General features: G+C 65.9%; 25 protein-coding genes. 10 read left to right on the top strand and 15 right to left on the bottom strand.

The genetic code is table 11. The features are described 5' to 3' along the window. Positions 1 to 3: 3 nt before the first annotated feature. The 9 genes from E4K65_RS02290 to E4K65_RS46885 all read right to left on the bottom strand — a co-directional run bounded on the left by E4K65_RS02290 (position 4) and on the right by E4K65_RS46885 (position 6,636). A complete protein-coding gene (locus tag E4K65_RS02290; RefSeq protein ID WP_135172725.1) occupies positions 4 to 840 on the bottom strand; it encodes an ABC transporter substrate-binding protein in 837 nt (278 codons plus the stop codon). A 122-nt stretch (positions 841 to 962) separates the two neighbouring features. Next, a complete protein-coding gene (locus E4K65_RS02285) occupies positions 963 to 1,265 on the bottom strand; it encodes a DUF4286 family protein (RefSeq protein WP_135172724.1) in 303 nt (100 codons plus the stop codon). An 11-nt stretch (positions 1,266 to 1,276) separates the two neighbouring features. Then, complete coding sequence (locus E4K65_RS02280) at positions 1,277 to 2,230, bottom strand: dihydrodipicolinate synthase family protein (RefSeq protein ID WP_135172723.1); 954 nt, start codon at positions 2,228 to 2,230, stop codon at positions 1,277 to 1,279. Further along, complete coding sequence (locus E4K65_RS02275; protein WP_011086090.1) at positions 2,227 to 2,658, bottom strand: MaoC family dehydratase; 432 nt, start codon at positions 2,656 to 2,658, stop codon at positions 2,227 to 2,229. Before E4K65_RS02275 ends, E4K65_RS02280 begins: the two co-directional genes overlap by 4 nt. 3 nt (positions 2,659 to 2,661) lie before the next feature. Further along, a complete protein-coding gene (locus tag E4K65_RS02270) occupies positions 2,662 to 3,069 on the bottom strand; it encodes a MaoC/PaaZ C-terminal domain-containing protein (protein ID WP_028172095.1) in 408 nt (135 codons plus the stop codon). Positions 3,070 to 3,080: 11 nt separating this feature from the next. Next, positions 3,081 to 4,244 (bottom strand): acyl-CoA dehydrogenase family protein, encoded by a 1,164-nt coding sequence (locus E4K65_RS02265; protein WP_135172722.1) that lies wholly within the window; start codon positions 4,242 to 4,244, stop codon positions 3,081 to 3,083. Then, positions 4,241 to 5,431 carry a CaiB/BaiF CoA transferase family protein gene (locus E4K65_RS02260; RefSeq protein ID WP_135172721.1) on the bottom strand — a complete coding sequence of 397 codons (1,191 nt, stop codon included), beginning with the start codon at positions 5,429 to 5,431 and terminating at the stop codon, positions 4,241 to 4,243. The genes E4K65_RS02265 and E4K65_RS02260 overlap by 4 nt, the downstream gene beginning before the upstream one ends. A 14-nt stretch (positions 5,432 to 5,445) precedes the next feature. Further along, a complete protein-coding gene (gene dapA, locus E4K65_RS02255; RefSeq protein ID WP_167770534.1) occupies positions 5,446 to 6,354 on the bottom strand; it encodes a 4-hydroxy-tetrahydrodipicolinate synthase in 909 nt (302 codons plus the stop codon). A gap of 39 nt (positions 6,355 to 6,393) precedes the next feature. Next, positions 6,394 to 6,636, bottom strand: coding sequence for a hypothetical protein (locus E4K65_RS46885; RefSeq protein ID WP_167770401.1), 243 nt, complete (start codon positions 6,634 to 6,636; stop codon positions 6,394 to 6,396). Between E4K65_RS46885 and E4K65_RS02250 the strand changes: the two genes are divergently transcribed. From E4K65_RS02250 to E4K65_RS02225, 6 genes are all read left to right on the top strand, one after another. Further along, the gene (locus tag E4K65_RS02250) at positions 6,539 to 7,636 is read left to right on the top strand and encodes a LacI family DNA-binding transcriptional regulator (RefSeq protein ID WP_135172719.1); all 1,098 of its coding nucleotides are present in this window, start codon (positions 6,539 to 6,541) and stop codon (positions 7,634 to 7,636) included. The two genes, E4K65_RS46885 and E4K65_RS02250, sit on opposite strands and share 98 nt — an antisense overlap. Positions 7,637 to 7,639: 3 nt before the next feature. Further along, positions 7,640 to 8,008 (top strand): tautomerase family protein, encoded by a 369-nt coding sequence (locus tag E4K65_RS02245; RefSeq protein ID WP_135172718.1) that lies wholly within the window; start codon positions 7,640 to 7,642, stop codon positions 8,006 to 8,008. A gap of 15 nt (positions 8,009 to 8,023) precedes the next feature. Further along, positions 8,024 to 9,166, top strand: a complete 1,143-nt coding sequence (locus E4K65_RS02240) for an acyl-CoA dehydrogenase family protein (protein WP_135172717.1) — start codon at positions 8,024 to 8,026, stop codon at positions 9,164 to 9,166. A 16-nt stretch (positions 9,167 to 9,182) separates the two neighbouring features. After that, a complete protein-coding gene (locus tag E4K65_RS02235; RefSeq protein WP_135172716.1) occupies positions 9,183 to 10,766 on the top strand; it encodes an acyl CoA:acetate/3-ketoacid CoA transferase in 1,584 nt (527 codons plus the stop codon). Positions 10,767 to 10,776: 10 nt separating this feature from the next. Continuing rightward, positions 10,777 to 11,265 carry a MaoC family dehydratase gene (locus E4K65_RS02230; protein ID WP_135172715.1) on the top strand — a complete coding sequence of 163 codons (489 nt, stop codon included), beginning with the start codon at positions 10,777 to 10,779 and terminating at the stop codon, positions 11,263 to 11,265. 71 nt (positions 11,266 to 11,336) lie between these two features. Then, positions 11,337 to 12,173 (top strand): ABC transporter substrate-binding protein, encoded by an 837-nt coding sequence (locus E4K65_RS02225; protein ID WP_135172714.1) that lies wholly within the window; start codon positions 11,337 to 11,339, stop codon positions 12,171 to 12,173. Positions 12,174 to 12,218: 45 nt separating this feature from the next. Here the strand turns inward: E4K65_RS02225 and hydA are convergent, their stop codons facing one another. From hydA to E4K65_RS02200, 5 genes are read right to left on the bottom strand one after another with little or no spacing between them, the layout of a single operon-like run. Then, positions 12,219 to 13,679, bottom strand: coding sequence for a dihydropyrimidinase (hydA, locus tag E4K65_RS02220; RefSeq protein WP_135172713.1), 1,461 nt, complete (start codon positions 13,677 to 13,679; stop codon positions 12,219 to 12,221). Further along, entirely contained in the window at positions 13,640 to 14,377 is a 738-nt protein-coding gene (locus E4K65_RS02215) for a maleate cis-trans isomerase family protein (RefSeq protein WP_135172712.1), read from the bottom strand. Before E4K65_RS02215 ends, hydA begins: the two co-directional genes overlap by 40 nt. A gap of 3 nt (positions 14,378 to 14,380) precedes the next feature. Continuing rightward, the gene (locus tag E4K65_RS02210) at positions 14,381 to 15,157 is read right to left on the bottom strand and encodes an ABC transporter ATP-binding protein (RefSeq protein WP_092188632.1); all 777 of its coding nucleotides are present in this window, start codon (positions 15,155 to 15,157) and stop codon (positions 14,381 to 14,383) included. Beyond that, complete coding sequence (locus tag E4K65_RS02205; RefSeq protein ID WP_135172711.1) at positions 15,157 to 16,008, bottom strand: ABC transporter permease; 852 nt, start codon at positions 16,006 to 16,008, stop codon at positions 15,157 to 15,159. Before E4K65_RS02205 ends, E4K65_RS02210 begins: the two co-directional genes overlap by 1 nt. Continuing rightward, positions 15,992 to 16,996: an ABC transporter substrate-binding protein gene (locus tag E4K65_RS02200; RefSeq protein WP_135172710.1), complete on the bottom strand. Its 1,005-nt coding sequence runs from the start codon at positions 16,994 to 16,996 to the stop codon at positions 15,992 to 15,994. The genes E4K65_RS02205 and E4K65_RS02200 overlap by 17 nt, the downstream gene beginning before the upstream one ends. A gap of 198 nt (positions 16,997 to 17,194) precedes the next feature. On the opposite strand from E4K65_RS02200, the gene E4K65_RS02195 reads away from it, so the two are divergent. After that, positions 17,195 to 17,905, top strand: a complete 711-nt coding sequence (locus E4K65_RS02195; RefSeq protein WP_167770533.1) for a GntR family transcriptional regulator — start codon at positions 17,195 to 17,197, stop codon at positions 17,903 to 17,905. Positions 17,906 to 17,907: 2 nt separating this feature from the next. Then, entirely contained in the window at positions 17,908 to 18,657 is a 750-nt protein-coding gene (locus tag E4K65_RS02190; RefSeq protein WP_167770532.1) for an aspartate/glutamate racemase family protein, read from the top strand. Here E4K65_RS02190 and E4K65_RS02185 read toward each other — a convergent pair whose 3' ends face one another. After that, positions 18,658 to 20,037 (bottom strand): amidase, encoded by a 1,380-nt coding sequence (locus tag E4K65_RS02185; protein WP_135172708.1) that lies wholly within the window; start codon positions 20,035 to 20,037, stop codon positions 18,658 to 18,660. Between the two features lie 88 nt (positions 20,038 to 20,125). Here E4K65_RS02185 and E4K65_RS02180 point away from each other — a divergent pair, with 88 nt between their 5' ends. Beyond that, positions 20,126 to 21,220 (top strand): ABC transporter ATP-binding protein, encoded by a 1,095-nt coding sequence (locus E4K65_RS02180; RefSeq protein ID WP_135172707.1) that lies wholly within the window; start codon positions 20,126 to 20,128, stop codon positions 21,218 to 21,220. Positions 21,221 to 21,249: 29 nt separating this feature from the next. Further along, entirely contained in the window at positions 21,250 to 22,296 is a 1,047-nt protein-coding gene (locus E4K65_RS02175) for an ABC transporter substrate-binding protein (RefSeq protein WP_027548999.1), read from the top strand. The last annotated feature ends 12 nt before the right edge of the window (positions 22,297 to 22,308 follow it).

Below are 22,308 nucleotides of genomic sequence, written 5' to 3'. Positions count from 1 at the left end.
TCCTCAGGCCGGACCCGGGCCGGCGATCGCAAGCGGCTGATCGGCCGGCATGCTGGTCAGTCCGAACTTGTCGAACAGCGCCTGGTAGCTGCCGTCGGCGCGCATGGCATTCAGCGCCTTGACGACGGCGTCGACCACCGTCTTGTTGCGGAAACCGAGCGTGGTGCGCGCCGTACCGAGGCCGCTCAGCACTTCCTTGACGCGGCCGCGGCCGGTGAGATCCCGCGCCACGCTATCGACGAGCAGCGCGTTGTCCACCTGGCCGGCCAGCAGCGCACTGACGACGTTGGTGGCGGTGGGGAACGTCCGCATCTCGACGGCTGCGCCGCCCTTCGCCACGCTCGCATCGCTGAGCTTCTTGAGCCAGTTCATCTGGTAGGTGCTGACCTCGACGGCCGATGTTTTTCCGATCAGATCATTTTCGGTAGCAATTTTTGTGCCGCTGTCGGGCGCAACCACGACCGAAATCGCCTGAATGGCGTACGGCACCATGTACATCAGCTTCGAACGTTCCTCGGTCCAGAACATGCCGGTGTCGATGCCGTCGATGCGGCCTGCGTTCATGGCCGGGATCATCGCCGGAAAATCCATCCGGACGAGTTCGACCGGAAGACACAACCGCTTGCCGAGCTCGGCGGCGAGTTCCACGTTGAGGCCCTGCAACTGGCCGTCCTTGTCGACGAATTGCTGCGGCGGGTTGGTCGGATTGATCGAGAGCTGCAACTTCCCGGGCGCAATCAGATTGTCGTCGGTAATCCCGGGCGTACAGGCCGCATGCGCAGCCGTGGATGCGAGAGCGAGTGCGGCCGCCGCACTCAGGCGAAGCAGTGTCGAGAGCATGTGATACCTCCAGTAAGACGCCAATGACCGATGCAGTCCCTCGCCCGGGTTTCCCCCTCAATGTTTCTTGGATGCGGCCGGCCGGATCGCACGACACGACAGGCAGCATCGTCTTCGCTCCCTCAAGCCGATCCCGACATCGGCTTGAGCTGGATTCGCATGAAGTTCTTCACCAGGGATTCGAACGGACCGAAACCCTTCACCTTCAGGAACTCCGGCGTCTCGAACGCCCATCGTCCCGCGACTTCGTAAATGGCCGCGTATTTTGGTCCCTCGCCGATCGAGACGAAGCGCTTTGCGGACAGCCAGCCGGGACAGGCGAGCAGATCGGGAAAATGCCTCTGCTCGTACCAGGCGTTGAACGCGGCCTCGTGCTCGGGATCGATGTCGACCCGCACGATGTGGATGAAGGCCTCGTCGGGCATCCGTGCCTCCGTCACGCCAGGCGGATGTTGCCGGCCGCGCGCGCCGCGCCGACGGTCGTTGCAATGACGTCGCACAGCGCAGGAACGACCGGCAGCAACGGCGGTCGCGGATCCGCATTTTGGATCAGGCCGAGCGCCTTGAGCCCGACTTTCATGCGCGTGTGCATGTCCATGATCGGCGCCGGCCCGTAGATCGCCCGCACGATCGGATAGAGCCGCTCGTTGACGGCGCGCAGCGCCGTGAGATCATCAGCGAGCGCCGCCTGCCAGAGCGCGACGAACAGATCCGGCGCGAGGCTGACGAGACCCGAGAGAATGCCGTCGCCGCCGATGGCAAGCTGCGGCAGGAACCAGTTGAAATTCGACGGCAGGATCGCGACGGTGGGATCGGCCTGCTTCACCGCCCGGCGGTTCTCGTCATAGGCGAAGATGGTGTCGCTGCCTTCCTTGATGGCGACGACACCGTCGAGCGCTGCGATCTTCGCCAGCGTCTCCGGCGAGTAGCCAAATCCGGACGCCAGTGGATATTGGAAGATCGACACTGGAATGCCGATGGCGGAACTGACCGACTGCACGAAGGCCACCGGTGCACGCGAGGTCGCCGATGCGCCGCCACCAAGCGGTGGCGGCGGGAACAACACGGCGCAATCGGCGCCGGCAGCTTCCGCGAGCTGCGCCTGATGGATCGCCTCCGCGGTGGAATGCGCGATGATGCCGGCCAGCAGCGGCTTGCCGCCGATTTGCCTGCGCGTCCGCTCGATCACCGCCTGTCGCTCGTCATCCGAGAGCGACCCGCCCTCGCCGGCATGTCCGTTGACGAACACGGCCGCGATGCCGTCCGGACAGGCACAATAGTCCAGCACGCGGGCGTAACCGTCCCAGTCGATCGCGCTGTCGTCCTTGAAGGGCAGCACGGTCGCGACCGTGACGCCGCGCAAGTCAGGTTTCTTCATCGGCTTGCTCATGACGGTTTCCGCCGCGGGAATTTCAGGCTCGCGCGCGCCTTCAGCACCTCGAGGCCGCCCTCGTTGCGGGCGCTTGCTTCCCAGATGATCGTGCGGGTCTCGTCGTGCTGCTCGGCGATCCAGACGTCGAAGGTGAGTGTGTCGCCGTAGAACACCGGGCCGGTGAACCAGAACCGGTCCTCGACAGAGACGCCGATCGTGCCAACCAGTTCGCTGGTGAGGATGCTGGTGCAGAGCCCCGCGACCATGATCCCCGGTGCCAGCCTTCGGCCGAAGCGCGTTGCGCCCGCATAGACCTCGTCGACATGGACGGGGCCGAAATCGCCGGTCGCGGCAATATAGAGCGCACCGTCCGCCTCGGTGATGGTCTTGCTGAGGCTGACCCTGTCGTTCACCTTCAGATCGTCGAAGGATTTCGGCTCGTACATGGCTCAGCCCTTCGCAAACGGAACCAGCGTCGCAGTACCGTCCACCACGGTCGCCCCCGAGGGCGACAGCGTGCAGGTGACGCGGCAGACCGCGTCATCACCCGCAACCGAGACGATCTCGGCCTTGGCCTCGACGGACTCGCCGACGATCACGGGCGCAGCGAAATTCAGCGCGATGCTGCCGATCCGCCGCGTCGGTCCGCCGAGCTGGCTGAGGCAGGTCGTGGCAAGGCCGCCGACCGCGAGCTCGAAGGCGACCATGTTGGAGGCGCCGGCCTTCCTGGCGCGGACGGCATCGACATAGAGGCCACCAAGATTGCCACTGATGCCGGTGAACATCGCCTGCTCCGCCACCGTCATGGTCTTGCGGAAGGCGAAGACGGCGCCGGGCTTGAGAGGTGCGTGAGACATCGGTCGTTTCCCTAGAGCTGCAAGCCGTTCTTGATGGTGCTGCGCGCGACCAGCATGCGGTGGATTTCGGAGGTGCCGTCGTAGATGCGGGTGACGCGCGCGTCGCGGTACATGCGCTCCAGCGGCAGGTCCTTGCTGAAGCCCATGCCGCCGAACACCTGGATGGCGCGGTCGACGACGCGGCCCTGCATCTCGGACGCCGCGACCTTGATCATCGAGACCTTGTCGCGCGCATCCCGGCCCTGATCGATGTCCCAGGCGGCGTTCATCACCATCATCTTGACGCCGAAGATCTCGGTGGCGGAATCGGCGATGAGTTTCTGCACCATCTGGAAGTCACCGATGAGCTGGCCGAACTGACGCCGCTCGCCGGCATGCTTGCGCATCATCTCGAGCGCACGCTGCGCCATGCCCACCGCCCGGGCGCCAATATGAGCCAGCCGGATCTGGAGCACGCTCTGCATGATCAGCTTGAATCCGCCGCCGACCTCGCCGAGCACGGCCGCTTTCGGAATCCGGCAGTCCTCGAAGGTCAGCTCGGCATGGCCATAGCCGCGGTGGCCCATCATCGGCTGCGTGCGCGCGACCTTGAAGCCAGCTGTGCCACGATCGACCAGAAACAGCGTGATGCCGCCCCGGGCGCGCTTCTCCTTGTCGGTCAGCGCCATCAGGATCACGTAATCGGCGATGTCGCCGTCGCTGATGAAATGCTTGGTCCCGTTGAGCACCCACTGGTCGCCATCGAGATGAGCGGTCGTGCTGATCGAGGCCGCATCCGAGCCGGCGCCCGGCTCGGTGATCGCCATGGCGCAGATCTTGTCGCCCTTCACCGTCGGCAGCAGATAGCGCTCGACCTGGTCGCCCTTGCAGGCCATCAGCATCGGATAGACCTGGCCGAACACGCGGCGGATCAATGCATCGGAGGTCTTGCCGAACTCTTCCTCGACGAGACAATGCTCGACGCAGGACAGCCCGCCGCCACCGATGTCGGCCGGCATGTTCATCGCATACAGGCCGAGCTTCTGTGCCTTGGCCTTGGTGACCGCCAGCACATCGGCCGGCACCGTAGCCGTCCGCTCCACCTCGTCCTCGAGAGGTTGCACCTCCGTCTCCACGAAGCGGCGGACGGTATCGACCAGGAGGCGCGTATCCTCGGGGATTGAAAAATCGATCATCGCGCCACTCCCACCGCCTTGCCGGCGATCATCGCGTCAATGTCGGCAGCGCCGTAGCCGATCTCGCCGAGCACCTCGCGCGTCTGCGCACCCAACCGCTGCGGAACCAGCCGCACCTCCGGTGTCCGGCCGTCATAGCGCGCGGGATGCGCGACCATCCGGATTTGCGCGCCCCCTGCACTCTCGGCACACTTGAACACGCCGAGATGTCTAAGCTGGGGATCGGCCTCGAGGTCGCGATAGTCCTGCACCGGCGCGTGCCAGATCCGCGCCGCTTCAAGCAAGGGCAGCCAATCGGCAGTCGACTTCTGTTTCAGGCGCGCCGCGACGATCCGCGTGATCTCCTCGCGCTTCGAGAAACTGTCGGCCTCGCCGAACCGCTGCAACTCTTCGCAGTCGAGCCCTGCCGCCAGCGCCTTGGGCGCCGCCATGGAGATCGCGAGATGGCCATCGGCCGTCGCGTGAATGCCGTAAGGTCCGGGGCTGAACCAGGCGGCGATTCCGGCCGGACCGCGCGGCGTCGGCGACGGCGCGCCATTGAGCCAGGCGGTCAGCGGCTCGACCTGGAGATCTAGGGCGGCCTGATAGAGGTTGACCTCGACGAGCTGCCCCTTCCCCGTCCTGGTCCGGGCAAACAACGCGGCGAGAATGCTCATGGCATAGAGCGAGGCCGCATGCTGATCGACGATCACCGCGCCGACAGCAGTCGGCTCGCCATCGGCGCGCCCGGTCCGCATCGCCAGGCCCGACATGGCCTGGAGCAGCAGGTCCTGGCCGGGACGATCCTTGTAGGGCCCTTCCGAACCAAAGCCGGTTGCAACCGCATAGATCAGGCCTGGATTGATCGCTTTCAGCGTCTCGTAGCCGAGGCCGAGCTTGGCCATGGTCCCCGGCCGGAAATTCTCCATCACGACATCGGAGGTCGCCACCAGCTTCTTCACGGCCGCGATGCCGTCGGGATGCTTGAGATCGACCGCGATACTGCGCTTGTTGCGCCCGGTCGCCAGATGATTGACGCTGTCGCCCGCAACGAAATGATTGGCCACCGCCCAGTTGCGCTGAAACGCGCCTTCGATCGGCTCGACCGCAATGACGTCGGCGCCGAGATCGGCGAGCGTCTGTGCGGCCAGCGGGCCTGCGAGATAATGGTTGAAGCTGAGGATCTTGACGCCGTCGAGCAGGTTCATCCGGTCACACCCGTTTAAGCAGCCGCAATGGACGCGCCGCGCCACGCGAGATCGAACGCCTTGACCAATGCACGCGCAACCGCGTCCTGCGCGGCCGGCAATGGCAGGCGCGGCGGGCGCGGGTCGCCGACCGCAAGCCCCATATGGCCGAGCAGCGCCTTGCTGCCGGCGACATAGGCCTGGCCGCCGACGAATTCGATCACCGGCAGATATTTCAGATAGAGCTCACGCGCCTCCTTGATGGCGCCCTCGTCTGCGACGAGGCTGAAGATGCGCGCCATCTCGGACGGCACGACATTGGAGGCGACAGCGACCCAGCCTTGCGCGCCCTCGACGAAGGATTCGAAGCCGAGGATGCCGCCGAACACGGTCATCCTGTCACCGCAGAGCCGGATGATGTCGCGCACCCGCGTCACCTCCAGCGTTGACTCCTTGATATAGAGACAATTGTCGATCTCGGCGATGCGCGCCACGAGAGGCGGCTTGAGATCGACGTTGGCGGTCGCCGGATTGTTGTAGACCATGATCGGCAGCGCGATCGCGTCGGCCACCGTCTTGTAGTGATGGACGAGTTCGTCGTCGGTCGGCGTCGAATAGAACGGCGGAATGATCATGACGCCGTCGGCGCCCAGCTTTTCGGCACGGCGGCTGAGGCGAACCACCTCGCGGGTATCCTCCGCTCCGGTGCCGATCAGCACGGGCACGCGCCCCGCGGCCTGGCCGATGACGACCTCCGCCACCAGTGCCTTCTCGTCATCGTCGAGGGACAGGAATTCGCCGGTCGAACCGAGCGGGATCAGCCCATGAATGCCTTCCGCGATCTGCCAGTCGACAAAGGCGCGCAACGCCGCGACATCGACGTCGCCGCCTTGCGTGAACGGGGTGATCATGACGGTGTAGGTGCCGCGAAACGTCTTCATCAGGGAGCTGCCGGGCGATCAAGTTGATTGAGAGGACAACGATCAACTGCGGAATATCCGCAGTATTTTTGCAATCGATTGCGTAACTGGCTCTGCATTGAGCAACACCATCCATTTTTTGGGCTTGATCCATGTGGAAATAGCCCATAGCGTTCTTGCAATCGATTGCAGTCTATCGGCAGGTTTGATGACCGTCACGCTCAAAGATGTGGCACAGGCGGCCCGCGTTTCGGTCAGTACCGCCTCGCGCGCACTGACTGGAACCGGCTTGACCAGCGAGCGCACGCAGCAGCGCCTGACACGTATCGCGCGCGAGCTCGGCTATCGGCCGAACCCCATCGCGCGCGGACTGAAGACCGGACAATCGCGGCTCGTAGCGCTGCTCGTGCACAACCTCACCAACGCCTCGTTCCAGGTGATGGCCGAAGTGGTGCAGGCGCGCCTGAAGGCGCTGAGTTATCAGATGCTTCTGTGTATCGGCGGCGACGATCCGCAGCAGGAGAGCGACACCCTCACGACGCTGGTCGACCATCGCATCGACGGGCTGATCGTCGTCCCCACCGGCAAGAACGGCCCGCAGCTCAAGGCGCTGGCGAAGGATGTTCCGATCGTCTGCCTGGTGCGGCGCGATGACGCAACCGATCTCGAGACCGTGCTCGCCGACGATCCGCAGGGCGCCTATCTCGGCACGCGCCACCTGATCGAGCTCGGCCACAAGCGCATCGGACTGATCGTCGGCCGCCAGGACACGACGTCCGGCCGTGAGCGGCTGTCCGGCTATGTCCGCGCTCTGCGCGAAGCCGGCATCACCAGGGACGACACTTTGATTCATGCCGGCCATTTCGTTCCCGAGACCGGTGCGACGGGCTGCCGCAAGCTGCTGGACCTTTCGCGCCCGCCGAGCGCGATCTTCGTCGCCAACCACGAGGCAACGCTCGGCGTGCTGCGCGTGACGGCGGAGCGGAACATCGCGATCCCCGACGACCTCTCGCTGCTCTGCTACGAGGACATGCCGTGGTTCGAATGGCATCGCCCCGCCATCAGCATCGTCGACAACGGCGCGCGCGATCTCGCCAATCTCGCCGTCGACCGCTTGCTGCATCGCATGGAGGCGAAGGGCAACGGCAATGACGGCGTTCGCGAATATCGCGTCGGCGCCCGGCTGATCAAGCGCGACTCCTGCCGCCAGCTCGACGCCCCGGTCTCCACCAGGTCCACGAAGCCCAAATCCCCGTCCAAATCGTCTGCGGCCAAATCGTCTGCGTCCAAGCCCGCGAAGGTCTGATCGATGCCCTATGTCGAAGTGCTAGCCCCGCAAGCCCCAATCCAGCACAAGGCTGCGCTGGCGAGGTCCGTGACCGACGGCCTGATGTCGTCGTTCGGCGTGACCGCGGATACGGTCACGCTCTATTTCCTGACCATTGCGCCCGACGACTACGCCCATGCCGGCACGATGGGAGCTGGGGACGCCGGACAGCGCATCCTGCTCAAGGTGCACGCGTTTCGCCGCAGCGAGGCCGAGCGCCGCGCCGCCGCCATCGCGCTGACCCGCAGCGTATGCAGCGCCTATGGCGTGCCCGGCGACGACGTCGCGGTCTATTTCCTCGATCGCGACCGCAGCGAGGTCTCGCACGATTCCAAGCTCGCCAGCGACTGACGGGAGCCGCACGCCATGGACCGCTTCTACTCCCAAGACCAGAAAGCCCTGCGCGAGACAGCGCGCCGCTTCGCGGAAGCAGAGATCCTCCCGCGCGCCGCCACGATCGACCGCGAGGACCGTTTCGACCGCGCGCTCTACAAGGGCATGGCCGATCTCGGCCTGTTCGGCATCTGCCTGCGCGAGGGCGCTGGAGGCGCAGGTCTCGATGGGGTCGCGGCCTGCATCGCGATGGAGGAGCTGGCGCGATGCTCCGGCGCAGTCGCCAATGCCTTCGCGATCCCTGTCGAGGCGGTGCTGTTCTTCGACCATCACGGCACCGATGCGCACAAGGCGCTGATCCCCAAAATTCTCAGCGGCGACATTATTCCCGCGACCGCCGTCTCGGAGCCCGACCACGGCTCCGACGTCGCCGGCATCCGCACCAACGCGGTGCGCGACGGCAACGGCTGGCGGCTCAACGGCACCAAGGCCTGGGTCACGCTCGGCGGCGTCGCCGATCGCATCATGGTGTTCGCGCGCACCGGCGCGGATGCGGGCCATCGCGCCATCTCCTGCCTGCTGGTCGACGGCGCCCTGCCCGGTATCGCCCGCGGCAAAAACGAAGAGCTTCTCGGCATGCACGGCCTTGAAGACTGCCAGATCACCTTCTCCGACGTGCAGCTGCCGGCGGACAGCGTGATGGGACCGGAGAACCAGGCCTTCAAGATGGCCATGAGCAATTTCAACTTCAGCCGGCTGATGATGGCCTCGATGGCGCTCGGCATGGCGCAGGCCGCCTTCGAGGACGCCACCGCCTATGCCCGCGACCGCAAGCAGTTCGGCCAGGCCATCATCGGCTTCCAGGCGGTTCAGTTCATGCTCGCGGACATGTCGACCGACATCGCCGCCGCACGGCTTCTGATCCATCACGCCGCGCGCCTGCACGATGCTGGCGAGCCGATCGCCAAGGAGGCGGCGCAGGCAAAACTGTTCACGACCGACATGGCGATGAAGCACGTCTCCAACGCACTCCAGATCCACGGCGGCAACGGCTATTCGCGCGAGTACCGCATCGAGCGGCTGTTCCGCGACGTGCGCCTCGCCCAGATCTACGAGGGCACCAACCAGATCCAGCGGCTGATCATCGCCCGCCAGGTCGAGAAGGAGGCCGCGTGATGCGGGGCGTGCGGTCATGCTGAGCATCATCACCGCGGCAGAGGCCGCAGGCCTGATCCGCGATGCCGACACGCTGATTGTCGGCGGCAATGGCGGCACGGGCGCTGCCGAAGCCATCCTCGATGCGCTGGAGCAACGCTTCCTCGGTAGCCAGGGCCCGCACAATCTGACGCTGATCAACATCACCGGTGTCGGCGCCGTGACCGAGAAGGGCCTCTGCCATCTCGCCCATGAAGGCCTGATCGCGCGCGTGATCGGCGGCAATTTCGGCCTCCAGGTGCCGTTCATGCGCCTCGTCCGCGACGAGCTGATCGACGCCTACAATTTTCCGCAAGGCGTGATGAGCCAGCTCTGCCGCGCCATGGCGGCGAAACATCCCGGCGTGCTCACCCATGTCGGGCTCAACACCTACATGGATCCCCGCCAGGACGGCGGCCGCATGAACAAGCGCACCACCGCGCCGCTGGTCGATTTGCTCGAGCTGCACGGCCAGTCCTGGCTGCTGTACCGCGTCCCCGCTCCGCCCGATGTCGCCATCATCCGCGGCACCTCAGCCGACGAGGACGGCTATATCAGCATGGAGCACGAGGGCACGACGCGCGAGGATCTCTCGATCGCGCAGGCCGTGCACAATGCCGGCGGCACCGTGATCTGCCAGGTCAAGCGGATCGTGAAGCGCGGCTCGATCCATCCGCAGATGGTAAAGATTCCGGGCTTCCTGATCGACCACGTCGTGCTCGAGCCCGATCAGATGCAGACCTACGGCACGGCCTATGATCCGGCGCGCTGCGGCGAAACGCGTGTGCCGGTGGCGATGATCACACCCGATCCGCTGACCGAGCGGCGGGTGATCGCCCGCCGCGCCGCCTTCGAGCTGCGCCCGCGCGACGTCGTCAATCTCGGCGTCGGCATCTCCGCGATGATCCCCAATGTCGCCGCCGAGGAAGGCATCTCCGACCTGATCACGCTGACGGTGGAATCCGGCGTGGTCGGCGGCGTGCCGGGCCATGCGCGCGAATTCGGCACGGCCATCAATCCGCGCGTCATCCTCGACCAGGCCTATCAGTTCGACTTCTACGACGGCGGTGGCCTCTCCTGCGCCTTCCTCTCCTTCGCGGAAGTCGACGAGAAGGGCAACGTCAACGTCACCCGCTTCGGCGAGCGCCGTGACGGCTCCGGCGGCTTCATCGACATCACGCAGAACGCCAAGCGATTGATCTTCAGTGGCACCATGACCGGTGGCAAGTTCGACATCGGCGTCGAGAACGGGCGCCTCGCGATCCGGCGAGACGGCGCCTTCCGCAAGTTCGTGCCGCAGGTTGGCCAGATCAGCTTCAGTGCCTCGCTCGCCGCGCAGCGCGGCCAGCACGTCAGCTATGTCACCGAGCGCGCCGTGTTCGAATTGGAGAACGGCAGCGTGACCTTGACCGAGATCGCGCCGGGCGCGCGCCTGGAGGAGGACATCCTCGCCCATATGGGCTTTCGGCCGCGCATCAGCCCGCAACTGAAGGACATGGATCCGCGCATCTTCCGCTCCGGGCCCATGGGCATCGCGCAGAGCTTCAAGGCTCTGCCGGCGCGGCCGCGCAAGGTCGCCTGAGGGATTCGGCATGGAGATCAGCGCCCCGATCAATCTCCGTTACGAGGACATCGCGCTCGGCGCGGAGTTCGAGACCGCCATGCACACCGTGACGGAGGCCGATATCGCGGTATTCGCCGATGTCACGCACGACCATCATCCGCTCCACGTCGATGCCGGCTATGCGAAGTCGCGCGGTTTTCCCGCGGTGATCGGCCACGGGCTGTTCGGCCTGTCGCTGATGGAAGGACTGAAGTCGGAGCTGAAGCTGTACGAGGAGACCTCGGTCGCCTCGCTCGGCTGGGACGAGGTGCGGTTCAAGGCGCCGATCGTCGCCGGCGATGTCTTGCGCGTCCGCTTCCGCTTCGTCGAGAAGCGGCCGACCAGGAATCCCGCGCGCGGCATCGTCATCGAGACGCTCGACCTTCTCAACCAGCGCGACGAGGTGGTGACGGCGGCCCGCCACACCTCGCTGATCCTGACCAGGCAGGCCGATCGCGACGCGACGGCGGCCATTTGACGAGACAATGAAAAAGACGTCGGACCGGAGAACGGCTCCTCTGCCACCCACGATTTGATCGGAGTATTCAGATGCGATTTCCCAAGACCTTCTCCGCCTTCGCCCTGCTGATCGGCCTGTCCCAGGCAGCCGGCGCCCAGACCTGTACGCCGAAGGTGCCGGCGTCGAGCCTGATCGAAGCGCCGAAATGGCAGATGTCGATCAACCCGACGCTGCCGCCGCAGCAATTCGTCGACGACAAGGGCGAGTTGCAGGGCCTCAACGTCGAGCTCGCCCGCGAGATCGCCAAGCGCATCTGCGTCGAGGCGGTGTTCCTGCGCATGGACTTCCCGCCGATGATCCCGGCGCTGCGCTCGGGTCGCTTCGACGCCATCAACACCGGCCTGTTCTGGACCGAGGAGCGCTCGAAGATGCTCTACCTCGTGCCGTACGCGCAGCAGGCGATCAGCATCTACACCGATCCCTCCTCAAGCCTGAAGCTGGAGAAATTCGAGGATCTCGCCGGCCGCGTGGTGGGCGTGGAATCGGCGACCTACACCGAGCGCAAGGCACGTGAGTTCAGCACCGCGATGGAGGCCAAGGGCCTCAAGCCGGTCGAGCTGCGCACCTTCACCACCGTCACCGCCACCTCGGCGGCGCTGCGTGCCGGCCAGCTCGAGGCCGCGCTCAACATCAACGAGACCGCCAACTCGCTCGAACAGAAGGGCATCGCAAAGATCTGGGTCCGCGACATCGCCGGCACCGACATCACCTTCGCCTTCCGCGACAAGCTGCTGGCCCAGGCCGTTGCCGATGCACTCACCGCGATCCGCGTCGACGGCACCTATGACAAGCTGTTCGACAAGTTCGGCATGACCAAGCTGAAGGCCACGACATTCGTGATCCGCGGCGACGGACCGACGAACTGACGGTAGAGACCGCCTACCCGATGTGATCCCCACATCGAGTGGGGATCACACCAGGCTGGACTTGCCGCGGCTGAGCACCTCGCCCGCGCCCTTGTCGCCGACGATCTTGCCGTGCTCGTACACCACGCGGCCGCGGGCTACCGTCGTGACGGGCCAGCCGGTGACGTCAAAGCCCTCCCACGGCGTGTAGTCCGCGCCGTGGTGCAGATCGGCCTGCTGGATCGGCTTCTTCAATTTGGGGTCCCACAGCACGATGTCGGCATCGAAGCCGACACCGATCGAACCCTTGCGCGGATAGAGGCCGTAGATGCGCGCATGGTTGGTCGCGGTCAGCTCGACGAATTTCTGCAAGCTGATCCGTCCCTTCGACACGCCCTCTGAGAACAGGATCGGCAGCCGCGTCTCGACCCCGGGAATGCCGTTCGGTACCCAGCGGAACGAGGTGCGTGAATTCGGCGTCAGCTTGCCCTTGGGATCGTCGTAGCGGAACGGGCAGTGGTCGGACGAAAAGGTCTGGAACACGCCTGACGTGATGCCCTCCCAGATCGCCTGCTGGCTTTCGGCATCGCGCGGCGGCGGCGAGCAGACATATTTCGCGCCCGTAATGTCCATGTTCAGGCCCTTCATGTCGTCGGCGGTCAGCGTGATATATTGCGGACAGGTCTCGGCATGCACCGGCAGGCCGCGCTGCTGCGCCCAGCGCACCTGCTCCATCGCCTCGCGCCCGGAGACGTGCACGATCATGATGGGAACGCCGATCACCTCGGCATGGCTGATGGCGCGATGCGTCGCCTCGCGCTCGACCGCCTGCGGCCGCGAGACGCCGTGAAAATGGGGCGCGATATGGCCCTCGCGTTCCAGCTTGGAGGTGAGGAAGCGGATGGCGTCGTAGCCCTCGCAATGCACCATCACCAGCGCCTCCTCGCGGCGCGCGACGTCGAAGACCTCGAGCAGCTGCTCGTCGCTGAGCACGAGGTCGTCATAGGTCATGAACACCTTGAACGAGGTGTAGCCGTCCTTGACGAGGGCCGGCAGCTCCTGACCGAGCACGACCGCGGTCGGATCGGAGATGATGAGATGGAAGGCGGTGTCGATGTAGCACTCGCCTTCGGCGAGCTTGCGGTAGTTCTCGACGCAGGTCCGCAGCGAGGTGCCCTTCTCCTGAAGCGCAAAGGGCAGCACCATGGTGTTGCCGCCGGCCGCCGCCGCGCGCGTCGCCGAGGCGAAGTCGTCGGCCATCACCACGTCGGGGCCGGAAGCTTGCGAGATGTGGACGTGGCTATCGATGCCGCCCGGCAGCGCCAGCAGGCCCGTCGCGTCGATCTCGCGCGCCGCGCCCTCGAGATGATCGGCAATGCTGACGATGCGGCCGTCGCGGATGCCGATATCGGCGCGAAATTCGTCGCTGGCCGTCACGATGGTGCCGCCGCGAATGGCGAGATCGAGCTGGGTCACTTGCGTCTCCGTCACTTGATGGCTGGCCTTGTCTGGAATATCCGGCCCCATTCCGCAAGTGCCGCTATGTCCCCTCCGGCGAGGCTCAGGGTTCGCCAAAGCGTGACCGCAACCGAATCCAGCACCGCAATATCCAGTTCCCGCTCGAGCGAGGCCGCAAGCGCCGCGCCGTCGAGATTGGTGCAGAGGATGACGACGGCGTCGGCGCCCTCAGCCGCGACCGCGCGGATCATGCCGGCAATCGTCGCAGGCGCGACCTCGCCGAAGGAGAAATTGTCGCGCAGTCCGAGGTGCCGCTCCGTGTGCGGGGCGATTCCCTCCTCGGCCCAGACATCGCCGATCCGCCGCTGCACGTCGTCGGTGTAGGGCGAGACGAGGCCCACCCGTTTGGCGCCGAGCGCACGGGCGGCATCGATGCAGGCGAGCGTCGACGTGGTGGCCGGCACGCCTGTGCGCGCCGTAATCGCCTCGCAAAGGCTCCGGTCGCGGCCGACGCCGAGCCAGCTTGCGGACGTGCCGTTCCAGGCGATGGCGTCGACCTTGGCATCCGCCAGCAGATCCGCCGCCGGCAGCATCGCGGAGGCGTCGAACTGGCTCAGCGCAGCGGCGTCCAGTGCAATCTCGGTGACGCGGAAGCGGGAGAAATGCGCGGTGATGTCAGCCACGCCATGCAGCATGGCGCTGGTGACGGGCTCGAGCACCGAGTTGGAGGACGGCGTGATCATGCCGAGACGCTTGCGCATGATCATACTCTACGACGCCTGCGCAAGGCGCGTCGACTCCTCGCGGATCAAAGCCAGGATGTGGCGCTTGGCGTCGTTGAATTCGGGGCTGGTGATGTCCCGCGGGCGCGGCAGGTCGAAATTGACGGCCTCGCGGATCCGGCCCGGCCGCTTCGTCATCACCACGATCTTGTTGCCGAGCACCAGCGCCTCGTCGACGCTGTGGGTGACGAACACGATGGTGCAGCGGCGCTTCTGCCAGATCGCGACCAGCTCCTCCTGCATTTCGAGCTTGGTCTGGGCGTCCAGCGCCGCGAACGGCTCGTCCATCAGGATGACGCTCGGGTTCATCAGCAGTGCACGGGCGATGCCGACCCGCTGGTTCATGCCGCCGGACATTTCGGAAGGATGATGGTGCTCGAAGCCGCTGAGGCCGACGAGATCGATGAACTCCATGGCGCGGTGGTGCCGCTCGGCCTTGCCGACGCCCTTGAGCTTGAGATGGAACGCGATGTTGTCGATGGCCGTCAGCCACGGCATCAGGGTCGGCTGCTGGAACACCACGCCGCGGTCCGAGCCGGGCCGCTCGACCTGCTTGCCGCCAACCAGCGTGCGGCCGCTTGTCGCCTGCTCGAAGCCGGCGATGATGTTGAGCAGCGTCGACTTGCCGCAGCCGGACGGGCCGAGCAGGCAGACGAAGTCATTGGCCTCGATATCGAGATTGATGTTGTCCAGCGTCAGCAGGTCGCGACCGCGCCGCTTGTCGGAAAATACCTTGACGATGTTGCGAAGCTCGATTGCCGCCATCAGCCTGCCCTGCCCTGCACGGTGGTCGTCTGCTGCCAGCGCAGCGTGCGCGCCATGATCGCCTTGAGGCCGAGGTCGGAGAGATAGCCGAGCAGTCCGATCGAGATCATCGCAGCTAACACGATGTCGTAGCGCAGGAAGTAGTAGGAATCCCACAGCACATAGCCGAGGCCGCTCTTCACCGCGACCATCTCGGCCGTGACCGTCAGCATCCAGGCGGATCCGACCGCGATGCGCAGGCCTGCGAAGATCGAGGGCAGCGCCGCCGGCAGCACGATGTCGGTCAGCATCTGCCGCTGGCTTGCGCCCATCATCGCCCCGGCACGCACGAGATTGTGGTCCACAGTCTTGACGCCGTGGATGCTGTTCATCAGCACGGGAAAGAAGGCGCCGAGGAACACCAGGAAGATCGCCGGCTTGTCGGCAATGCCGAACCAGATGATCGCCAGCGGGATCCAGGACACCGGCGGGATCGGACGCAGCATCTGGAGCGTCGGCTCCAGCGTCTTCTCGAACAGGCGCGACCAGCCGATCGCGACGCCGGCGAGAATGCCGAAGAGGCTTGCCAGCGCAAAGCCGCCGAACACGCGAAGAGCGCTGGCGAGCGCATCGCGCAGCCAGTGGCCCGAATAGGTCTGCGTGGTCTCGTCGAGGCCGAACACCCAGTCACCGAGCGCATGCAGCACCGCGCTCGGCGCCGGCAGCAGCGCCGGCGGCAGCATGCCGCTGCGGGCGAAGGCCTCCCAACCGGCGATCAGCAGCGCGGGGACGACGACGCGTTCGAGCCCCTGAAACGCCCGTGTCAGCCGGAATGCCGGCTTGACCGGCGCGGCGTCAATAACCGAGGTCATTCTTGGCTTTTCCCGTGGCCTGCTCGAGGAACGAATAGTCCATGTTCTTCTCCGCGTCCGCGGAGACGTCCTTCGCAATGTATTTGAGATCGCGCATCATCGCGGCGATCGCGAGCGTCTGCGAGCGATGGATCGCGGGATCCGGCGAGGCATTCTTCAGCGCTTCGGTCGCCACCGTCTTGTCGAGGCCGGTGAGCTTGTTGATGACGTCGATCCACGGCGCCTTGTCGGCGATCAGCTTGTTGTCAAGCTCGACCACCGCGGTGACCACGCCCTGGACGCCGGCGCGCTGGCTGGCGATCACGTCGGATCGGGTGACGATGAGGTTGGTCAGATTGCCGGCGGCCTGGTCGTAGGGCAGCACGAAGTGCTTGCCGGCGCCGGCGAGCCTGATCTGCGAGGCGAACGGCTCGACCGAGCAGATCAAGTCGACCTCGCCGCGCTGCAAGGCTGCGAGGTGGTCCGACGGATTGGGAATGTTGATGAACTGGATGTCCTTGTTGGGATCGACGCCCTGCTTGAGGAACGCGCCGCGCATGTGGATGTCCTGCGCATTGCCGCGTGACGCTGCGACCTTCAGCGGCTGGCCGTCGCTCTTCGCCTTCAGAGCGGTCGCCTTGAACGTAGCCCAGTCCTCCGGCGGCAGGTTCAGCTTCGCGGAGGAGAGGCATTCCGAGCCGCCGTTGATCTGGCCGGACACGGCGACGACGTCGAAGCCTTTGTCGAGCGCGGTGATGTAGTGGAGATAGGTGACCTGGGCGACGTCGATGCTCTTCGACACCAAAGCGGTGAGGACGTCATTGCCCGAGTTGAAGCCGGTGGCCTCGACCTCGACACCCTTCGCCATGCCTGCAACCAGCGACATCGGCAGGCAGTGCGCGCATTTGGCGTAACCGAGCTTGATCTTGGCGGTCTGCGCGGAGGCGAGATCGCTTCCACCGAACATCGCCGCCATCACCACGAGGCCCCATCGCAAACTCGTCCGCATCGCTTACTCCGTTTCGAAGGCGCGAGGTCTCGCGCGTCGTCAGAGATCATCGGTCGACCTTTGCGGCAGCGCAACGGGGATTCTGCATGCTGCATACAATTTGCGCGTTGTGCCATTGTTTTCAGCGAGATGCGTCGGTATTTTGAGCAAGTCAAAGGGCTGGAAACGGCTAAGATAAGCGCAAGCAGTGAGGCACGCGTGCAGCAGAAATCGGAAGCGCCGAAGGGACGAAAGTCGCCCAAACTCAAGCGGATGGGCCTGCACGAGCGCGCCGCCGCGCGGATGCGGACGATGATCATTCGTGGCGAGCTGCCGCCGGGATCGCAGACCCAGGAGACCAGACTGTCGAAGGAGCTCGGCGTGTCGCGCACGCCCTTGCGTGAGGCGATGAAGGTGCTGGCGGCGGAAGGGTTGATCGAGCTGCGCCCCAATCGCAGCCCCCGCATCGCCGACATCGCCGTCGACGGCATTTCGGAACTGTTCGAAGCGCTGGCCGGCATCGAGCGGCTGGCCGCAGAGCTTGCCGCGGAGCGCGCCACCGAGCGCGATCTCGCCCGCCTGCGCACGCTTCAGACCCGCATGGAGGGTCATCACCGCAACGGCAAGCTCGACGATTACTTCGCCATCAACGGCGAGATCCACAACACCATCGTCCGCATGGCGCGCAACGCGCCGCTGCGCGAGGCGCACGAGACGCTGATCTCCCGCGCCGAACGCGCGCGCTACCTCGCGCTCGGCGCTAACAGCCGCTGGAGCAATTCGGTCGACGAGCACGCCGACATCCTGGCAGCGCTCGAGGCGCGCGACAGCGAAGCGGCCGGTCGCCTGCTCGGCGCCCATGTCCGGCGCACCGGCACCGCCCTGCTCGAAGTGATCGCCACCTCTCAAGCCAAGCAGACGGCGGCATGACCATGAAGCTGCTGCTGCTCAACCCCAACACCAGCACCGAAGTCACGCAGCTGATGATGCGGGTCGGGCAGCGCGCGGTCTCGCCCGGCACAGAGCTGATCCCCTGCACCGCGACCCGCGGCGTGCCCTATATCGCGACGCGGACCGAGGCGCAGATCGGCGGCGCCATCGCGCTGGAGATGCTGGCCGAACAGCACAACAAGGTCGATGCCGCGATCATCGCCGCCTTCGGCGATCCCGGCCTGTTCGCCGCGCGCGAAACCTTCGACATTCCAGTGGTCGGCATGGCGGAAGCGGCGATGCTGACCGCCTGCATGGCCGGCCGCCGCTTCGCCATCGTCACCTTCGCGCAAGCGCTGGGGCCCTGGTACGAAGAGTGCGTCCGCGCCCACGGGCTGTGGGATCGCTGCGCCGGCATCCGCATGCTCGACACGCCGTTCCAGGCGATCTCCGAGGTCGGCACCGAGAAGGAGGATGTGCTGGTCGATCTCGCACAGCGCGCCATTGTCGAGGACGAGGCCGACGTGCTGATCTTCGCCGGCGCGCCGCTTTCCGGTCTTGCCGAACGCGTCGCCGACCGGATCCCCGTCCCTGTGGTCGATCAGGTCATTGCCGCCGTGAAGCAGGCCGAGGCGCTGGTGGCGCTGCGCCTGCGCAAGGCGACGGTGGGCACGTTCCGCCGGCCCGCCGCCAAGCCGACCATCGGTCTTGCCGACGCGCTCGCCGCCCGGCTCGAGCATCGCGACAGCTGATCAGAGGGGCGGCCGGCGATGCGAAAAACTCAATTCGTTCTCGATGATGCGGCCGAAGGCAAACAAGCGGGATTCGCATCCCGGCGGCGCGATGATCTGGATGCCGAACGGCAGCTCGTCCACTCCCCGAGGTGCCGGCAAGGTCAGGACCGGAAAGCCGACCAGCGACACGATGAAGGTGACGGCGAGATAGTCGATCGGCGTCTCCAGCGGAGCGCCGTCGATGGCGGTGACGTCGCTGATCTCATTCGGCCAGGGCAAGACCGATGCCGCCGGCGCGACCATGAAGTCCGCGCGCGTGAACAGCTGGCGAAAGCTGCGATAGATCGCCGTGCGGCGGCGCTCGGCGTTGAGATAATCTTCGGCGGAGAGTTTTGTGCCCGCCTCGATGTTCCAGATCACGGTGGGCGTGAGCTCGGCGCGACGCGCTCTCAGCAGCTCACCATAATTGTTGGCAATGTGGGCGGCGCGCAACGTCCGAAAGGTCTCGATCGCGCCGCCGCAATCGGGCGAGGCTGGCACGAGATCGGCGATGCGCGCGAACTCCTCGCAGGCGGAGGCAAAGCGGGCTCGAACGTCGCGCGCAACCGGCGCGACGCCGAAATCGGGCGTGACGGCGATCCGGGGACGTCCTGCGATCGCTCGATCGTCACTGACAATTCCGGCCGAGAGCGGATCGTGCGCGTCGCTTCCCCCGCATGCCGACAGCGCAAGTTCGAGGTCGTCAACGCTGCGAGCGAGGAAGCCGTGGGTCGCCAGCATGTCCCAGCCGAGCGGACGGCGCGGCGACGGAATGCGGCCGGGGGTCGGCCGGATCGAGGCGACGTCGCAGAAGCTGGCGGGCGTCCGCACGGAGCCGCCGAAATCGGTGCCATGCGCCAGCGGCACCATGCCGGCCGCGACCGCAACGGCAGAGCCGCCGGACGATCCGCCGGAGGTCAGCGCGGGATCGAAGGGATTGCGCGTCGGCCCGCACAACCGGTTGGTGCAGACCGCACCGAAGCCGAATTCCGGCGTGTTGGTCTTTCCCAGAATGATCGCACCGGCGCGCCGCAGCCGCGCGACCACGAGATCGTCCCCCGCCGGGACGTGATCGCGGAACAGAGCCGATCCGTAAGTTGTCGTGAGCCCGCCGGTGTCGGTGAGGTCCTTGATCCCTATCGGCACGCCATGCAGGGGTCCGATCGGCGCGGGCGCGGCATCGCAGATTTCCGCCGCACGTCGGGCGCCCTCCGCATCGACCGTGACGAACGCCGCCAATTGGGTATCGAGGTCCGCAATCCGTGCGAGGTGCGCCTCGACGGCGTCACGCGAGGACAGTTCGCCCCTGGCGATGGCGCGCGCAAGCTCCGTGGCCGTGAGGTCGCAAACCGATGTCATCGGGCCACCATGCCAAAACGCGCACCGACAGGCGAGCGCTTCGGGCACGAGACTTGCTTTCTCCTCTGGACCAACGGGAGGCAACACCATGGCTGATGCGCCAAGCGGACGTTCGCTCGTCGTCGACGCCGTCACGCACCGCTATCCGAGCGGCGCACTCGCGGTCGAGAACATCAACCTCGACATCAAGGGCGGCGAGATCATCGCCCTGCTCGGCCCGTCAGGCTGCGGCAAGACCACCCTGCTGCGGATCATCGCCGGCTTCATCGCGCAGACGCAAGGGCGGATCATCATCGGCGACGACATCGTCGATACGCTGCCGCCGAACCGCCGCGCGGTCGGTATCGTGTTCCAGAACTATGCGCTGTTTCCGCACCTGTCGATCAGCGAGAACGTCGCCTACGGGCTCGCCGCGCGCGGCATCGACAAGGCGACGCGCCAGCGCGAGGCACAGCGCCTGCTGGAGCTGGTGCAACTGCCTGCAATGGCCGAGCGGCTGCCGCGGCAACTCTCGGGCGGTCAGCAGCAGCGCGTGGCGCTGGCCCGCGCGCTCGCGATCAAGCCGTCGATCCTGCTGCTCGACGAGCCCTTTGCCGCGCTCGACAAGAATTTGCGGCTCGACATGCAGATCGAGGTCAAGCGGCTGCAACGCGTCTCCGGCATCACCACGCTGATCGTGACGCACGACCAGGAAGAGGCGCTGTCGATGGCCGACCGCGTCGCCGTGCTGAGCCATGGCAAGCTCGAGCAATTCGGATCGCCGTCCGACGTCTACGACCGTCCGCAGACGCTGTTCGTCAACACCTTCGTCGGCTCCACCAACCGCATGCCCGGCGTCGTGGTCTCAGCGGACCGCACCGCCGCCAAGGTGCGTCTCGATGCCGGCGCGGAGATCATCGCACGGCCCGCGGGCGGCGCGCTCGCCGAAGGTGGCCGCGTCACCGTCTGCATCCGGCCCGAGCACCTGCAATTCGTCGGCGGCGAAACCGGCTTCGCCGGCGTGGTCGGCATGTCGCTGCCGCTGGGCGCCACCGTCGTGCACGAGGTCACGACCGCGGACGGCTCCGGCGTCAAGGTCTCGCAGGCGCGCATCGGCGAGACGCGCGCGCTGGAGAACGGCGCCGCGGTGCGCCTCGCACCGCTCGCACCGTCGCTCGCCAACGCCTTTCCCGCAACGCTTTAGATCCAGTCCTTGTCCAGAGGGAGTTCCACATGATCATGAACCGCCGAAGCCTGATGACGACCGCACTCACACTCGGCGCCATGAAGGCGTTTCCCGGCCTGAGCTTCGCCCAGGCCCGCCCGCTGGTGTTTGCGACCTTCACCGGAAGCTGGGAGGAAGCGCACAAGGCCGTGCTGGTGCCGGCCTTCCGCAAAGCCAACGCGGACGCCGCGATGGTGCTCGATCCCATGCTCTCGGTCGACCAGATCGCGAAGGTCAATGCCGCCAAGGCCAATCCGCCGATCGACGTCATGCTGCACGATCCCGGCCCCGCCCTCGTCGCGATCGGCCAGGATCTTGTCGAGCCCTATCCGGTCGAGAAGAGCGCCTCTTACAAGGACCTGATCGCCGAGGCGCAGGAGCCGATGGGCCCCGCCCCGTTCTTCCAGGTCGTCGGCCTCACCTACAATCCGGAAGCCGTCAAGACGCCGCCGACCTCCTGGGCCGATCTCTGGAAGCCGGAATTCAAGGGCCGCGTCGGCATCACCAACCTCAACTCGACGCTCGGCACCGGATGGCTGGTCGAGATCGCCAAGATGCGCGGCGGCTCGGAGGCCAATGTCGATCCCGGGTTCAAGGCGCTGGAAGAGCTGAAGCCCAATCTCGCGGCCGTCGCTGCCAATCCCGGCGCGCTCGCCACCCTGTTCCAGCAGGGCCAGATCGACATCTCGCCCGGCAATTTCAACGCCATCCAGATCCTGAAAGCGCGCGGCGTACCGGTCGAGTTCGTGGCCCCGAAGGAAGGCGCCATCGCCTTCAAGACCACGATCCACATCGTCAAGAACTCGCCGAACCGCGAGCTCGCCTTCAAGCTGATTGAGGCGGCGCTGACGCCGGAGGTGCAGACCACGCTGATGAACCCACCCTACCTGATCGTGCCCACCAACTCCAAGGTGACGATGGGCGGCGAGATCGCGCGCGTGCTCGCCAAGGACACGGCCGAGCTGAAGCAGAAGTTCGTGTTCCAGGACTGGAAGAAGATCAACGAGCAGCGCTCGGCCTGGATCGAGCGTTTCAACCGCGAGATCAAGATCTGAGAGAGCTTAAGG

Origin of the sequence: Bradyrhizobium niftali, from assembly GCF_004571025.1 — a bacterium.
GTDB lineage: Bacteria > Pseudomonadota > Alphaproteobacteria > Rhizobiales > Xanthobacteraceae > Bradyrhizobium > Bradyrhizobium niftali.
Note: the sequence above shows the minus strand (reverse complement) of the source record. Positions and strands in the feature narration are given on the sequence as shown.

Excerpts from the sequence above, each read along its gene's own strand:
- E4K65_RS02290 (WP_135172725.1), bottom strand. The coding sequence starts at position 840 with ATGCTCTCGACACTGCTTCGCCTGAGTGCGGCGGCCGCACTCGCTCTC.
- E4K65_RS02285 (WP_135172724.1), bottom strand. The coding sequence starts at position 1,265 with ATGCCCGACGAGGCCTTCATCCACATCGTGCGGGTCGACATCGATCCC.
- E4K65_RS02280 (WP_135172723.1), bottom strand. The coding sequence starts at position 2,230 with ATGAGCAAGCCGATGAAGAAACCTGACTTGCGCGGCGTCACGGTCGCG.
- E4K65_RS02275 (WP_011086090.1), bottom strand. The coding sequence starts at position 2,658 with ATGTACGAGCCGAAATCCTTCGACGATCTGAAGGTGAACGACAGGGTC.
- E4K65_RS02270 (WP_028172095.1), bottom strand. The coding sequence starts at position 3,069 with ATGTCTCACGCACCTCTCAAGCCCGGCGCCGTCTTCGCCTTCCGCAAG.
- E4K65_RS02265 (WP_135172722.1), bottom strand. The coding sequence starts at position 4,244 with ATGATCGATTTTTCAATCCCCGAGGATACGCGCCTCCTGGTCGATACC.
- E4K65_RS02260 (WP_135172721.1), bottom strand. The coding sequence starts at position 5,431 with ATGAACCTGCTCGACGGCGTCAAGATCCTCAGCTTCAACCATTATCTC.
- E4K65_RS02250 (WP_135172719.1), top strand. The coding sequence starts at position 6,539 with ATGACCGTCACGCTCAAAGATGTGGCACAGGCGGCCCGCGTTTCGGTC.
- E4K65_RS02245 (WP_135172718.1), top strand. The coding sequence starts at position 7,640 with ATGCCCTATGTCGAAGTGCTAGCCCCGCAAGCCCCAATCCAGCACAAG.
- E4K65_RS02240 (WP_135172717.1), top strand. The coding sequence starts at position 8,024 with ATGGACCGCTTCTACTCCCAAGACCAGAAAGCCCTGCGCGAGACAGCG.
- E4K65_RS02235 (WP_135172716.1), top strand. The coding sequence starts at position 9,183 with ATGCTGAGCATCATCACCGCGGCAGAGGCCGCAGGCCTGATCCGCGAT.
- E4K65_RS02230 (WP_135172715.1), top strand. The coding sequence starts at position 10,777 with ATGGAGATCAGCGCCCCGATCAATCTCCGTTACGAGGACATCGCGCTC.
- E4K65_RS02225 (WP_135172714.1), top strand. The coding sequence starts at position 11,337 with ATGCGATTTCCCAAGACCTTCTCCGCCTTCGCCCTGCTGATCGGCCTG.
- hydA (WP_135172713.1), bottom strand. The coding sequence starts at position 13,679 with ATGGGGCCGGATATTCCAGACAAGGCCAGCCATCAAGTGACGGAGACG.
- E4K65_RS02215 (WP_135172712.1), bottom strand. The coding sequence starts at position 14,377 with ATGATCATGCGCAAGCGTCTCGGCATGATCACGCCGTCCTCCAACTCG.
- E4K65_RS02210 (WP_092188632.1), bottom strand. The coding sequence starts at position 15,157 with ATGGCGGCAATCGAGCTTCGCAACATCGTCAAGGTATTTTCCGACAAG.
- E4K65_RS02205 (WP_135172711.1), bottom strand. The coding sequence starts at position 16,008 with ATGACCTCGGTTATTGACGCCGCGCCGGTCAAGCCGGCATTCCGGCTG.
- E4K65_RS02200 (WP_135172710.1), bottom strand. The coding sequence starts at position 16,996 with ATGCGGACGAGTTTGCGATGGGGCCTCGTGGTGATGGCGGCGATGTTC.
- E4K65_RS02190 (WP_167770532.1), top strand. The coding sequence starts at position 17,908 with ATGAAGCTGCTGCTGCTCAACCCCAACACCAGCACCGAAGTCACGCAG.
- E4K65_RS02185 (WP_135172708.1), bottom strand. The coding sequence starts at position 20,037 with ATGACATCGGTTTGCGACCTCACGGCCACGGAGCTTGCGCGCGCCATC.
- E4K65_RS02180 (WP_135172707.1), top strand. The coding sequence starts at position 20,126 with ATGGCTGATGCGCCAAGCGGACGTTCGCTCGTCGTCGACGCCGTCACG.
- E4K65_RS02175 (WP_027548999.1), top strand. The coding sequence starts at position 21,250 with ATGATCATGAACCGCCGAAGCCTGATGACGACCGCACTCACACTCGGC.